This is a genomic window from Caballeronia udeis, from assembly GCF_044909315.1.
Lineage (GTDB): Bacteria > Pseudomonadota > Gammaproteobacteria > Burkholderiales > Burkholderiaceae > Caballeronia > Caballeronia udeis_A.
In genome coordinates, this window is sequence record NZ_JBIYEB010000009.1 from 151,218 (window position 1) to 163,848 (window position 12,631).

A 12,631-nucleotide genomic window follows, 5' to 3' on the forward strand; every position below is an offset into this window, starting at 1 on the left:
CAGAGCACGTAGCTATCCGCTGAAGCTTTTGCGCGCCGTCGCGGTTTCCGCGCTCCATTACCAAACCACACTCCGATATCCATCGGGCGTCTAAGTTCCGGGCGATATCGCAGGAACACACCTGCTATAGCGGACGGCAAGACGTCACAAAGATAGGGTTAACACATATTACATACGAGTTAAATATGTTTAACATTCATCAAGCCGTGTGATGATCGTTGGAACTTCCAAGATTGTCATGTGAAAAAATTTTTCAACCTGGCAACTACCATGAACCTTCACCCATTCAAGCTCGAACGGATCATGTCCGAGTGGCAAAACCACGTGCAATGCGACCTTTCCTCCAGCGGCGTTGATGCGGTACATCTGGAAGAACTTGTCTCTGCAGAAGAAATTCTTGAGTTGAGGTCGTCGACCAAAATCCGCTTCGTCCAGACTAACGGGCCCGTGGAATTGCGCGATGCGATTCTACGGCGTTATCCGACTGCAGACCGAGACAATGTTCTGGTCACCAATGGTTCCAGCGAAGCATTGATGGTACTGCTTTGGCACCTTTGCACGCCCGGTTATGAAATTGTTGAAATCAGTCCTACGTACTCGCTGGTTGCCGGTCTCGCCCGGACGTTCGGTGCAACGGTTAAACAGGTAGAACTTTCGGAGAAGAACGGTTGGTCACTCGATACAGTCGCACTCGATCAAGTGATTACGCCCGGCACCCAAGCTATATACGTTTGCAATCCTAATAATCCGACGGGTTCGATTCTGACGGACGCGGAAATGCACGCCATCGCGGCAGCTGCAAAACGAGTGGGCGCTCTGCTGATTGCCGACGAGATCTATCACGGGGCTGAGCTGGACGGCGTACCAACCAAGACTTTCCTTGGAATGTACGACAACACAGTCGTGACATCAAGCCTGTCAAAGGCTTACGGCCTGGCTGGTCTGCGGCTTGGCTGGATGGTCGGTCCAAAAGCACTCGTTGCCAAGGTCTGGACCTATCACGATTACACGACCACGACAGCTACCGCCTTGAGCGTCCGGCTGGCGGAAATCGCCCTCGAACCCACGCGCGAAAAACGGCTTTTTGACCGAGCTATCGGAATCGCTCACCGGAATATCGAGATTCTCGACAAATGGGTGGCAGATAACAGCGACATCGTTTCCGGCACGCGGACGAAGGTCGGTGGTCTTGCGTTCATTCGATATCACATCGGGGCGGAGTCTGAAGCGCTTGCACTTGAGCTCATAAAAAGCCAAGGCCTGCTGGTAGGACCGGGAAGCTATTTTGGTCAGGAAAATCATTTCCGCATCGGATATAGCGTGCCGCATCTCGAAGACGGGTTGAAGCGACTAGCCGCTGGATTGCGCGCCAAAGCGTCTGAATAACAGACTAAAAATCAAAGGAGAATGAACATGGCATTGAACCCGCCGATCGGTGAAGTACAGCTGCAGAAGGTGAAGCAGGCCTTCGACAAAACCTTGAACAAGAGCGATGAGCGGGCTGCAAGGCAGGAGCGTCGCCGCGAGGCAATCCTCCACGGTGATATTCCGACATTTATGGAAGTCGACGCAGCGCGCAACGTGGAGCAATTGTGCAATGCTGATGCAGTAGTCCTTGGATTCCCCTTCGAAGGCCCGACCAGCATTTCACCCTCACGTGCCGCGCCCCCTTCTGTATCACGGCCCAAGGCGGGTTCGGTGTACTGGCGTATGGGAGCGGATGTTTCACCCGATCATATCCGCGAATACTCCATCTTCTATAGCAAGCATCACAACGGTGGATACCACCCTGAAATTGACCGGGATCTCGTGCTGCACGACGCCCTGCGAATCGTAGATTACGGAAACTGCACGTACGATCCGGTCGACACGATGAACACCATCCGCGAAGGCATTCAGCGCGTTGGTGAAATTGTGGATGCTGGTGCTATACCGTTCGTGCTGGGCGGAGATCATACGACGCCATATCCCGTTGCAAAAGCAATTCTGGATCGACGTACGGATCCGGTCGGACTGGTCGTCTTCGACGCGCATGTTGACTTCTCCTACACGCCGGGTGAGTACTGGGCGTCAAACCAATGGGCTCAGCTAATGCTCGAAACGGGCAAGATTGATCCAAAAAACATTTCAATCATCGGCATACGATCAAGTCGTAATGCTTTTGCGGAACTCAAACTCGCTGAATCACTGGGCGTCAAGGTCTACACAAGTACTGACGTAAAGCAACTCGGCATGAATGCAGTAATTGCTGAAGCGATCAAAAAAGCAAACAACGGCACAAACGGAATCTATGTGTCCGTTGATATTGACTGCATGGAGCCGGCGCAGGTCCCGTCGCAGAAAGCTCAGGAAATCTGGGGTCTGTCAATCGACGAAATGTTCGCGGCGCTGCGCGCCCTCTCGCGAGAAAACTTTATTGGCTTCGACATCTGCGAGCATTCGCCGATGTATGACGTCAACGGCCAGGGCGCCCAGTTCTGCGCGCGCGCCGTGGTCGAGATGATGGGAGGGCTTGCGCTCTCAAAACGCAAAAGCAGGTAAGCAGGTCGCCCTTCAAGTCTATACATGAGATATGAACTTACACATACGTGCAATCCTGGCCGACAGTGGGCCGCCGTCGCACATTCAATGTGCCCAGAACGGCATCTGGGAACAGGCGTTGGGCAAGGAGGGCGACTTCGTTCTTCCCGGGTTCGAGCACTTCGATCGTTGGTACGCGAGTGCTACTGATTTTGCGCTCGAAATTTTCTTTCGCGACAAAAGTGACAACACTTTATTCGTTGGCATGCGCTGGATCAACACAGGCGTAGATGACATATATGCGCTTTTGTCTAATGTCGAGCATGTTGTGATTCAAGAAAAACATACCGGCAACGCCGTTACGACACTGGAGGCGCTGGCAAGCAATTTCGGAATTTCCTTTTTTGAGGATCGGGTCGATTTTTTGGAGCTCGGCGTGAACAATTTATGGAAGTCGACCGGTTCCTGCTCGTTCTGGAAGGTAGGCGACCGTCCTCCAGATGACCAATCTCTGAGATCAAGGATTGCCCGCGACGCGCCGCAGTTATTGGCATGCCAACCCAATGAACTGATGCTTGAGGTCGCGGCGAATCTACCACTGCCCCACTGGTTAGGCCTATGCGTTTCAAAACCTTACCAGGGAGAGCATCGCCTGGATTTTCCGTTACTGCACCACGCCGTTGTCGAGTTACATCTCGATCCTGAATAAAGTACGTCAAACCCCCTGATACCTAAGGAGACCATCATGCGATTCGTGGCCCGTTTATTCACATTGTTTTCGTTGACACTGTTGTTGAATGCCCCCGCAGCTTTCGCCCGATCGTTTGAGCAAATAGAAAAGGACAAGACGATCACGGTCGCAACCGAAGGACAGTTCGCGCCGTTCAATTTTTTTCAGGGTTCCAAACTAACCGGTTTTGAAGTTGAACTTGCTGATGAGATATTCAGACGCCTTGGTATTCACGTTGACTGGAAGGTTATCAACTTCGAGACGTTGCTAACTGGTTTGCAGCAGGGTAGGTGGGATTTCGTCATTGCATCACACGCGATTACACCCGAACGTGAAAAAGTTGTTTTGTTTGCCTCGCCGCATTATTGTACCGGCAGTGTGATCATCACATCTGACCCGGCCATTCACGGTGTTGCCGATCTCAAAGATAAGACAGTGGCAGTCGCCACCGGTACCACGTCCTACGACTGGGTCAAGGCAAATGTTCCGCAGGTCAAGGACGTTAAAAACTTTCCGCAAGACCCCGACGCTCGTGCTGCCGTCCAGACTGGACGCGCGGATGCTTGGGTGACGGACCGGATCACCGCAACAGCTTCACTCAAAACAAACTCTCAGGGGGATCTTAAAATCCTGCCCGCCTTGCTTTACAGGGAACGTGTGGCCGCTGTTGCAGCAAAGGGGAACGAACCTCTGGTCGACCAGTGGAACAAGACTTTGTCCGCGTTGGTCGCCGATGGAACCTACGACAAGTTATCACGCAAGTGGCTCGGTGCCGATTACGCCTGTCACTGATCACCATCCAGATAACTGGTAGCTATCCATGAGACGTTCGATGCGAAATCCTACGGCCACGTTGAAGCCGGACATACCGAAAATCCGACATCAGAAAGGATTGTATGGCGTATTTGTCAATGTAGGAGCGATCATTCTGGTCCTCTGGTTGATTGCCTACCCGCTTTCATTTCTCCCAGAGCCAATCGGCAGTAACGCCGCCTATTTCGCAGAGGGGATAAGGGTTACGGTTTTGCTAACCATGGTATCCGGCATAGCGGGTATCTTGCTTGGCATCGTTACAGCTCTGGCAAAAACGTCACGTTTCCACATTCTGCGGTGGTTAGCATCGTCCTATGTCATGGCAATCCGTGGTACGCCTTTGCTGGTACAAATCCTGTTCACGTACTTTGCTTTGCCGATTCTGGTGCCATGGCTTCGTCTTGACGACTTTGCTGCCGCAAGCGTTGCCCTGTCACTGAACGTCGGTGCTTTTAATGCTGAAGCGTTACGCGCGGGGTTGCTTGCGGTGCCGCAGGGACAACTGGAAGCAGCCCGCTCGTTGGGCATGAATGGGAGGCACGTTTTCATGGACGTGGTGTTTCCTCAGGCCTTCAAGATCGCGCTTCCTTCCCTTGCTAACAATCTTATTGCGTTGCTGAAGGACTCATCGCTGGCTTTCGGCATCGGCGTCGTAGAACTAACTAATGTCGGTAATCGTGTCCAGGCAGCCAGTTTCCAACCGGTCCCTGTGTTGCTTACGACCGCGGTCCTTTATTTTGTTTTGACGTCGCTGCTTTCTGGAGCAGTCGCGGCTATCGAAAGTCGTTATCACGTTGAAAGGCGGTCGTCATGAAACGTTGCCTCATCAGTTGCCAGCACGTCACGAAAAGTTATGGCGATGTGCCGGTCTTGCGGGGGATTTCTGCGGATTTCCTCGAGGGTCAGGTAAGTGTCGTGCTGGGCGTGTCGGGCTCTGGTAAAAGCACACTGCTCAGAACCCTGAACAGGCTTGAAGTCCATGATGGAGGGCAGATAATTTTTGAAGACAGGCCAATCACTGGCGAACCAGCATTGTTACGGCACGTGCGCTCAGAGATGGGAATGGTTTTCCAGCAATTCAACCTCTTCCCACACCTTAGTGTTCTTGACAACGTGACTCTCGCCGCGCGCAGGGTACGTCGGCTCAAACGCGACGCAGCCAATGATGAGGCCGTTCATCTGTTATGTCGCGTCGGTCTTCGTGACCATGTCCACAAATATCCACACCAGCTATCGGGTGGGCAGCAGCAGCGCGTGGCGATCGCCCGCGCACTGGCCATGAAGCCGAAAGTGCTGTTGTTCGACGAACCGACATCTGCCCTTGATCCTGAAATGGTGAAGGAGGTTCTCGATGTGATGCGTCAACTGGCAGCCTCCGGCATGACGATGATTGTTGTGACCCATGAACTGGCATTTGCGAAGGAGGTAGGAGACCGGATCCTGTTTTTGGATAAGGGAACGGTAATCGTGGACGAGACGCCGACACAGTTTTTCGAAGTCCAGCAAAACGATCGTGTCAAGGCGTTCCTTGGCCATGCGCGACATTGACCATCGGATCACTTGCTTTCGCGCGATAAAAGACCACATCGGTCCACGATTGCCGCATGGCCGTGAAATTCGAGGTCAGGCCGATGAAAATTTCTGGTTTTTGGACAGCGCCGAGGTGTCGGCTACGTCATAGGTTTCACAGGATATGACCTTCAGCGTGGAAACGGCCAGCCTTAGTAAAAACGGGATTTCACAAATGCGAGAAGATTTGTTATGTTATCCGAACTAAATCTGAATGACCGACCGTTACAGCAGTCAACGATCGCTGCCCAGGTCGTGTCTGCGAAACGACTTAGCCCAAACATCGTCTGGCTTCGGGTGCGTTTGGGTGTTACGGCCAAGGCCTATTTCAGGGCGGGTCAATGGGCGCGCTTAACTCTTCCGACAGGCCAGAGCCGCTGCTTCTCATTTTCGAATCGTTACGATGACGACGGTTTGATCGATTTTCACGTGCGCGTTCGGCCAGACGGTGCATTTGCCAGATGGCTTAGTGCATATGATGGCTATCCCAACGAAAATGCTCAACTCGTTTTATCTGACGCTTTTGGCGTTGGATTGTGGGACCATGTTCCGGACAACTCACCAGTGATCATGTTGGCAACAGGCACCGGCATTGCACCAATTAAGGCGATGCTTGAAGAAGCGCTGACAAGGGGCTTTAGCAATCGCATACATCTTTACTGGGGAAATCGTCATCGGGTCGATTTCTATCTGCACGAGTATTTAAAGGAATACGCCAGGCAGAATAGAAATTTCCGGTACACCCCTGTTTTATCCGGGAAAGATCCGACTTGGTTCGGTCGTATCGGCCGTGTTCACGATGTCGCTCTTGCCGACCGTATCCGGTACGACAATTTCTACGGATACGCCTGTGGCTCGCCTGCGATGGTGTACAACGCGCGGACGCTGTTCGAAGTGCAAGGTGGCGATCCAAGCGCGCGCTTCTTTAGTGACGCATTTGAAGATTCCAATGCAGAGGAAACAGTCATATCACCGGCTGATGCCCAGCAGTGTGTGCATGTTGTCCTCCCCGATAACACACGTCGCAGCGTAAAGGTGGTGAAGGATCATTCGTTAATGAGCGTACTCAAGCAGCAAAAAATCGTAACGGCTGTCTGCGGAGGAAAGGGCGTTTGTGGAACCTGCCGCGTAGCGATATCGCCCGCATGGTTCGAGAAGCTGCAGGCTCCGAAGGTCTCCGAAGTGCGGCTGTTACAGGCATTGGATGATGCGACGCCGCTAGATCGTCTTTCCTGTCAGATTCTTATGACATCCGATCTGGACGAGTTGGAACTCCAGATCCTTGAGAGAGCGCTTTGATAAGCCGGTACTGGTGACTTTTTGTTAGAGACGTGAGGCTGCAAATGACTGCTGATCTGACCCGTGAGTCCCTCGAACATTTGGGGCCTTTTTTTGATCGCGCCAACCTATTACGGGCGCGCGAGCTTACTCGTGAAACACTTGCGTCCATCGCGGCGGTCATTCAACCCGGCATGCTGGAAGAAGACGCCGTCGAGATGGCACGCGCACAGATCATGGATGCGGGAATGCCGCGAAGCTGGCACGATATCTATATCCGTTTCGGCAGTAATACGACCAAAATGTTTGGCCATCCATCGGCGCCTGGCATGCGGTTGAAAGAGAATGACATCTTCTTCATCGATATTGGACCCGTCTGGAAAAAATGGGAAGGCGATGCAGGTCAAACCTTTGTGGTCGGTGCCGACCCTGAGATGGTCAAGTGCAAGACCGATGTGCGGGACATCTTTCACGCCGTACGGCAGAAATGGCTGAAAGACCGGTCATCGGGCCGTGAACTGTATGCACATGCAGAAGAAGAAGCACGAAAACGTGGTTGGTTATTAAACATGAATTGGTCAGGTCATCGCCTGGGGGATTTTCCGCACGAGCTTTATTACGACGGAGGGTTGGCGCAGGTTGAGTTTCGACCCAGTGAGGCAATTTGGGTACTGGAGATCCATATTTGTCATCCGACTAAACCGTATGGCGCATTCTTCGAAGACCTGCTACTCGACGATGAGCATTACCAGGTGATCGAATAACGTTTTCGCAAAGATCTGATTCGTGCCACGCGGGGTCCCAGGCCGCTGCTGACACAGCAGGCGATTGGACGAGACAATTGAATTATCGGAATTGCAATATCGGAGGTGTTGTGAAGACAATTCTTTTCATCGGCGGCGGCCGCATGAGTTCCGCCTTGGTCGGCGCGATGGTCACGGGGGGAGTGTCACCGGAACAGATCGAGGTCATCGAGCCCGATGAGCAGCGCCGTAACTTGCTCAGGTCTAGTTTCAAGGTCACCGTCTCGGCCGGCCGGGACTCGGAAAATTCAAGTCTGAGCATGCACAATGTAGTGGTCTGGGCGGTGAAACCACAGACCTTTCTCGCGCAAAAAGTGGAATTTGCGAAGGCCGATACAAACTTGCTCCACCTTTCGATTATGGCAGGGGTGACTGTGGCCAATATCAGCGAGCTTACGCAGGCTCGTCGTATCGTCCGCGCCATGCCAAACATGCCAGCCAGTGTCGGCAGGGGAGTGACCGCGTTGTTTGCGCCATCGGGTCTGTCGCCTGATGATCAAGAAATTGCGAGTGGTATATTCGCGGCAGCGGGAGAAGTTGTTTGGTTGGAAAAGGAATCGATGCTTGATGCGGCCACTGCAATCTCAGGTTCGGGACCTGCCTATCTCCTGTACATTATGGAGGCCATGCAGGAATCTGGAATGCGACTGGGTCTTTCCGAGGAGCAAACCCGACAGCTGGTATTGGCAACTATCGAAGGAGTGGGTGCATGGGGCAAGTCGGTTACCTCGTCCTTTAGGGACCTTCGGGAAGCCGTGACATCTCCGGGCGGAACTACGGCGGCTGCGATTGAAGTTCTCGAGACGCGACGCGTGCGCGAAGCGGTGGCAGACGCGGTCAAGTCAGCCGCGTTGAGATCGCAGGAACTGACGCGAACGAACTTACGATCTTCGTCCGGATTATCTTAAAACTTGTTTTTAAGTATTTTTTCAGCATCTATGTCAGAGAATCATGTCGTACAGATTGGCCAGAACGTTCGGCGACTGCGAGAACAGCGGGGGATGAACATTAACGAGTTGGGCGATAACGCCGGACTGTCGCGGCAGATGGTCGCCTTGATTGAGCGGGGCGAATCCAACCCTAGTGTGGCTACGATCGCGCGGATCGCACAGGCTTTGGGAGTGGACCTTGCAACGCTCGTGGAGGTTCCAAGTGGTCCTGAAGCGAGGCTTATCGAAGCTGAAACGTACAGAATGTTATGGCATGACGACTCTGGGAATACTGGAAAGCTGATTGCCGCTTCCTCGATAGCAAACAAGAGCGTTGAAATGTGGGTGTGGGAGCTGGCGGCTAACACAACCTATCATGCCACCGGCGAGATGGCGGAGGAGTTTCTGTTTGTGGTCAAAGGCAGCGTTAATCTGAACTGGGGTGAAGCAGAGACGATCCACGTGCTTGCTGGTAATTCAGCCAAGATGCCGTTGCGCCAACCCTATTCTGTAACCGCGAGCAAACAAGGGCAAGCGCGTTTCCTGCTGGTCTATGTGCCAGGCTAGACAAAGCGATTGACGGGGTTCCCTGTTTGATATTTTATTTTTGGTTAGCTGGCATTTAGCACGACACCGCAAATTCAATTGGGTGCTGCCTTGCCTACTTTTTTTGCTATCAATGATCGACATGCTCGAAAATTCGGAAGCAGCGTGTGTGCGCTAGCTTTTCAGGGGGGCGGCAGAAAGATGAATTTCCGCGTCACTCGCAAGGAAGGCGACCCGCCGATTTCCTGTTCGATGATGCGCATGATCGGGCGGGAATTCAACGTCAATGGCGCTGCTGCGCGCCGTGAACTGCGCTATGTCGGAAGAGCTTCGCGTACCGATGGCTTGCGCGATTATGGCGAAGTCCTTCCGTCAACAGCTTCGACTGTAAGGGCTAACCGTTGAAGCCCGGATTATCCGGGAAGGATGCTGCGTCGATGGCCTCACGCCACTCCAATGGGTGAGGCCGGGGCCGCTCCTGCGGAACTCTTTGAGGAGCTAACACTTTAACAACGCGCTCAGCCTGTTCGCTCGTGTGAATTCGGGTAGGTAGTCCACACGTACCATTGGCCTAGTCGACGTCGTGATCGACTTGGTCGTCATTCACACCCATCTCAGCCATAGGCCATTGCTTTGTTGCGATAAGAGTTTGGGCTGTCTCACACATCAGTGAAACGAGTGAGACGGTTGCCGCTGAAGGTGGCCGCGTAGTGGTATGAGCGAGGTATCGTTCCAGCTTGATTCCTTTCAGTGGCACGGCAAGCAGTACGCCTGCCTCAATATCTCGGCTGACCGCGGAAGCGAAGTGAATGGTCCAGCCTACGCCATCCTTGACAAGCTGTGCGGCCACCGTCGCGGATTCAACTTCCATGACCCCGTTCAGATGGATGTCCTCCTTGGCAGTCGCGCGTTCCAGCGCTAGACGGACCCCTGAGTTCTGCAGGCCCGTGAGTATCATGGGTATGCCGTCAAGCTGCCGCACCGCCAACGACCCCGCATGTAGCCGTGCGTCGTCCGCCGGACCAATTGCACATACCCGTTCGGTCAGCAAGGGTTCGGTATGAATGAGTGGCCGCGCTACTATCGGTCCACTCAACACTGCAATGTCAACCGAGCCCTGCTCAAGTGCGTCGCAGAGTGCAGGGGAAAAACTTTCGATTACGCGCAGGCGTATGTCGCGGTAGCGCTCGCGAAGCAAGCGTGCGAGTGGGGGCACCATTACGCTGGCAAGCGCCGGCGGTAAACCCAGTGCCACTGGCCCGCGCGGTGTACCCTGGAGATCCATGATATCGACCTTGATCTGGTCGGTGTAGCGCAGGAGGAAGGTTGTGCGTTCGAGCAGCAGTTCCCCTTCCCGTGTAAGCGATGCGCCACGTGAATGCCGTTCGACCAGCTTCACGCCTAACTCCGATTCCAGGAGTTGGATCTGGCGGCTCAAGGCGGGTTGAGCAATATGAAGAACTGCGGCCGCGCGACCGAAATGCTGATGGGCGGCCAACACCTTAAAGTACCGCAGTTGCCTCAGATCCATACTGGTTCGCTCGCATCTTGTCGGAAGGATGCAACGCGTCGCCGACCGGTTGTTGATCGGCCGGCGCGACACACTGGCCGCGTGATTATTTGTGTCATCGGCTGCGCGCAGTCCTGTCATTACATTGCCGCGGCGCTAACCGCTCTGCAGTATCAGCATAAATCCGCTTTCCCTGCCGGATGCGAGACGGCACGGTGTGATTGTATTCTCAGAACCAGGGAGTTTGTCGGTTACCCCAGGTCGAAGCGGGTGTCCGAAAGCCTGGTGCGGATCGATACCGTCCCTTCGCGCAGCTCCCACAGCTTGAGTTCAAAGCGGCGAAGGCCGCGTTTGATGAACGGCTCGTTCTCCATAAAGCGCGCCGCTTCCCCGGCACTGCTGGCGTGCAGCACCGTCATGCCTTCGCCGACCAGTTGACCTTCGGCAATAAACGGTCCGGAAAGGAAGACCTGGTCCTCGAACTCCATCATGTAGCGTAGATGCTCAGGTATGTGAGGGACAATTTCCTCGACCGGCGCGACCGGATAGCTAAACGCAACATACAGTCGCTTGCGCAGGTTGGGCTTGATGAGTTGCTGGATTTCGTCCATGAGATCGGACATGCGTACTCTCCGTCAGTTAAGCGGCGCCCGTGCGGTGGGCGCCTTGGGTCTATCCGCGAGGCGAGATACGTCGCCGGCTGTAGATCGCAAACGCCAGTACGATAGCGAAGCAGACTACTGGAACGAGGTATGCCGAGGCGATGTTAACTCGATCGGCCACAGCGCCCATTACCAGAGGCGCAACTGCGCCACCGAAGAGCGCCATGACCTGGAACGACGCCGCTTTACGTGTGCGTAGGCCGAGATCTTCGACGCCGAGCGCGAAGATCGTAGGAAACATGATCGATTCGAAGAAGAAGATCGCAATCATCGCGATCACTGATACCGTCGGGATACCCGCCACGACGATCGCGCAAAGAGCAAGACAGATCACAGCATAGATGGAAAGCAGGTTCGCAGGTTCAACTTTGCGCATTAGGCCGATAGATGCGAATCGGCCGATGGTAAAGCTTGCCATGCCGGCTGACAGCATGAAGGCCGCTGAATGAACGGGCAGACCAGACCAATGCTCCGTAGCGAAGTTGATAAAAAAAGCAGCAATGCCGACCTGTGCGGAAAAATAGAAAAACTGTGCGGCGACGCTCGCCACGAAGCGTGCTTCACGCCACAAAGGTCGTGTCGTAGCGGCGCCTTCGACTCGCTCGTCTAGCAAGTCGGCTTCGGGAAGCTTCGTGCGCCAGAACGCCAAGGCAAGGAGCAGCACAACCGCGGCGATCATGACATACGTTATCCTGACGGAAGACGCGCTGCTCATGAAGGACGTGCCATGCTGAAAGAAGAACAGGCCACCAATGATCGGGCCCATGAATGATCCGAGGCCAGTGAACGCTTGTGCCAGGTTCAATCGACGTGCGCCACCGCCGCTATCTCCAAGCACCGTGACGTACGGATTGGCAGCTGTCTCGAGACATGCGGCGCCTGATGCGAGCACGAACAATGCAAACAGGAACGGACCGAACCTGGCAAGTGCGGTCGCTGGGATGAAGAGCAGGGCGCCTGTTGCAAAGAGAACGAGGCCGAGGAGAATGCCTCGTCGGTATCCATAGCGGCTCACGAAGAACCCGGACGGCACGGCAACGAGCAGGTAAGCGCCAAAGTAGCAGGTCTGCAGCAGCGCCGACTCCATGCGGCTTACGCTCAAAGTCTGCTGGAAGTGTTTGTTGAGGACGTCAAGCAGCCCATAGGTCAGCCCCCATGCAAAAAATAGGCTGATGACGAGTGTCAGCGCAACACGATGGCGGGACCGTGTGGCTTGCGCTGGCAGTTGGCTACCTGCGGAAAGGTCGGTGGCAGTGTGCATGATGATTGTC

At 54.2% G+C, this 12,631-nt stretch carries 14 protein-coding genes; 11 read left to right on the top strand and 3 right to left on the bottom strand.

Annotation, left to right across the window (positions count from 1 at the left end; genetic code table 11):
* Nucleotides 1-240: 240 nt before the first annotated feature.
* The 11 genes from ABH944_RS16790 (at nt 241) to ABH944_RS16840 (ending at nt 9,593) form a co-directional block, all read left to right on the top strand.
* Nucleotides 241-1,386, top strand: coding sequence for an aminotransferase class I/II-fold pyridoxal phosphate-dependent enzyme (locus tag ABH944_RS16790; protein ID WP_404609241.1), 1,146 nt, complete (start codon nt 241-243; stop codon nt 1,384-1,386).
* A 27-nt stretch (nt 1,387-1,413) separates the two neighbouring features.
* Complete coding sequence (locus ABH944_RS16795) at nt 1,414-2,541, top strand: arginase family protein (protein ID WP_404609243.1); 1,128 nt, start codon at nt 1,414-1,416, stop codon at nt 2,539-2,541.
* A 31-nt stretch (nt 2,542-2,572) separates the two neighbouring features.
* Nucleotides 2,573-3,229 (top strand): hypothetical protein, encoded by a 657-nt coding sequence (locus ABH944_RS16800; protein WP_404609245.1) that lies wholly within the window; start codon nt 2,573-2,575, stop codon nt 3,227-3,229.
* A 36-nt stretch (nt 3,230-3,265) separates the two neighbouring features.
* Complete coding sequence (locus ABH944_RS16805) at nt 3,266-4,042, top strand: ABC transporter substrate-binding protein (RefSeq protein ID WP_404609247.1); 777 nt, start codon at nt 3,266-3,268, stop codon at nt 4,040-4,042.
* 40 nt (nt 4,043-4,082) lie between these two features.
* On the top strand, nt 4,083-4,877 hold the full coding sequence (locus ABH944_RS16810; protein WP_404609249.1) for an amino acid ABC transporter permease: 795 nt from the start codon (nt 4,083-4,085) through the stop codon (nt 4,875-4,877).
* Nucleotides 4,874-5,611 (top strand): amino acid ABC transporter ATP-binding protein, encoded by a 738-nt coding sequence (locus tag ABH944_RS16815; protein ID WP_404609251.1) that lies wholly within the window; start codon nt 4,874-4,876, stop codon nt 5,609-5,611. The genes ABH944_RS16810 and ABH944_RS16815 overlap by 4 nt, the downstream gene beginning before the upstream one ends.
* Nucleotides 5,612-5,824: 213 nt before the next feature.
* On the top strand, nt 5,825-6,931 hold the full coding sequence (locus ABH944_RS16820; protein WP_404609253.1) for a 2Fe-2S iron-sulfur cluster-binding protein: 1,107 nt from the start codon (nt 5,825-5,827) through the stop codon (nt 6,929-6,931).
* A 44-nt stretch (nt 6,932-6,975) separates the two neighbouring features.
* Entirely contained in the window at nt 6,976-7,674 is a 699-nt protein-coding gene (locus ABH944_RS16825) for a M24 family metallopeptidase (RefSeq protein ID WP_404609255.1), read from the top strand.
* 110 nt (nt 7,675-7,784) lie between these two features.
* On the top strand, nt 7,785-8,621 hold the full coding sequence (gene proC, locus ABH944_RS16830; protein ID WP_404609257.1) for a pyrroline-5-carboxylate reductase: 837 nt from the start codon (nt 7,785-7,787) through the stop codon (nt 8,619-8,621).
* A 30-nt stretch (nt 8,622-8,651) separates the two neighbouring features.
* The gene (locus tag ABH944_RS16835) at nt 8,652-9,209 is read left to right on the top strand and encodes a helix-turn-helix domain-containing protein (RefSeq protein WP_404609439.1); all 558 of its coding nucleotides are present in this window, start codon (nt 8,652-8,654) and stop codon (nt 9,207-9,209) included.
* A gap of 180 nt (nt 9,210-9,389) precedes the next feature.
* Entirely contained in the window at nt 9,390-9,593 is a 204-nt protein-coding gene (locus tag ABH944_RS16840; RefSeq protein ID WP_404609259.1) for a hypothetical protein, read from the top strand.
* Between the two features lie 166 nt (nt 9,594-9,759).
* Here ABH944_RS16840 and ABH944_RS16845 read toward each other — a convergent pair whose 3' ends face one another.
* The 3 genes from ABH944_RS16845 to ABH944_RS16855 all read right to left on the bottom strand — a co-directional run bounded on the left by ABH944_RS16845 (nt 9,760) and on the right by ABH944_RS16855 (nt 12,621).
* Entirely contained in the window at nt 9,760-10,719 is a 960-nt protein-coding gene (locus ABH944_RS16845) for a LysR family transcriptional regulator (RefSeq protein WP_404659425.1), read from the bottom strand.
* Between the two features lie 230 nt (nt 10,720-10,949).
* Nucleotides 10,950-11,321: a YciI family protein gene (locus tag ABH944_RS16850; RefSeq protein WP_404609263.1), complete on the bottom strand. Its 372-nt coding sequence runs from the start codon at nt 11,319-11,321 to the stop codon at nt 10,950-10,952.
* 49 nt (nt 11,322-11,370) lie between these two features.
* Nucleotides 11,371-12,621, bottom strand: coding sequence for a sugar MFS transporter (locus ABH944_RS16855; protein WP_404609265.1), 1,251 nt, complete (start codon nt 12,619-12,621; stop codon nt 11,371-11,373).
* Between the last annotated feature and the right edge of the window lie 10 nt (nt 12,622-12,631).

Bases quoted from the DNA above. Each gene is read 5' to 3' on its own strand.
- ABH944_RS16850 (WP_404609263.1), bottom strand. From the start codon at position 11,321: ATGTCCGATCTCATGGACGAAATCCAGCAACTCATCAAGCCCAACCTG.
- ABH944_RS16805 (WP_404609247.1), top strand. From the start codon at position 3,266: ATGCGATTCGTGGCCCGTTTATTCACATTGTTTTCGTTGACACTGTTG.
- ABH944_RS16810 (WP_404609249.1), top strand. From the start codon at position 4,083: ATGCGAAATCCTACGGCCACGTTGAAGCCGGACATACCGAAAATCCGA.
- ABH944_RS16825 (WP_404609255.1), top strand. From the start codon at position 6,976: ATGACTGCTGATCTGACCCGTGAGTCCCTCGAACATTTGGGGCCTTTT.
- ABH944_RS16800 (WP_404609245.1), top strand. From the start codon at position 2,573: ATGAACTTACACATACGTGCAATCCTGGCCGACAGTGGGCCGCCGTCG.
- ABH944_RS16815 (WP_404609251.1), top strand. From the start codon at position 4,874: ATGAAACGTTGCCTCATCAGTTGCCAGCACGTCACGAAAAGTTATGGC.
- ABH944_RS16835 (WP_404609439.1), top strand. From the start codon at position 8,652: ATGTCAGAGAATCATGTCGTACAGATTGGCCAGAACGTTCGGCGACTG.
- ABH944_RS16820 (WP_404609253.1), top strand. From the start codon at position 5,825: ATGTTATCCGAACTAAATCTGAATGACCGACCGTTACAGCAGTCAACG.
- ABH944_RS16840 (WP_404609259.1), top strand. From the start codon at position 9,390: ATGAATTTCCGCGTCACTCGCAAGGAAGGCGACCCGCCGATTTCCTGT.
- ABH944_RS16845 (WP_404659425.1), bottom strand. From the start codon at position 10,719: ATGGATCTGAGGCAACTGCGGTACTTTAAGGTGTTGGCCGCCCATCAG.
- ABH944_RS16795 (WP_404609243.1), top strand. From the start codon at position 1,414: ATGGCATTGAACCCGCCGATCGGTGAAGTACAGCTGCAGAAGGTGAAG.
- ABH944_RS16855 (WP_404609265.1), bottom strand. From the start codon at position 12,621: ATGCACACTGCCACCGACCTTTCCGCAGGTAGCCAACTGCCAGCGCAA.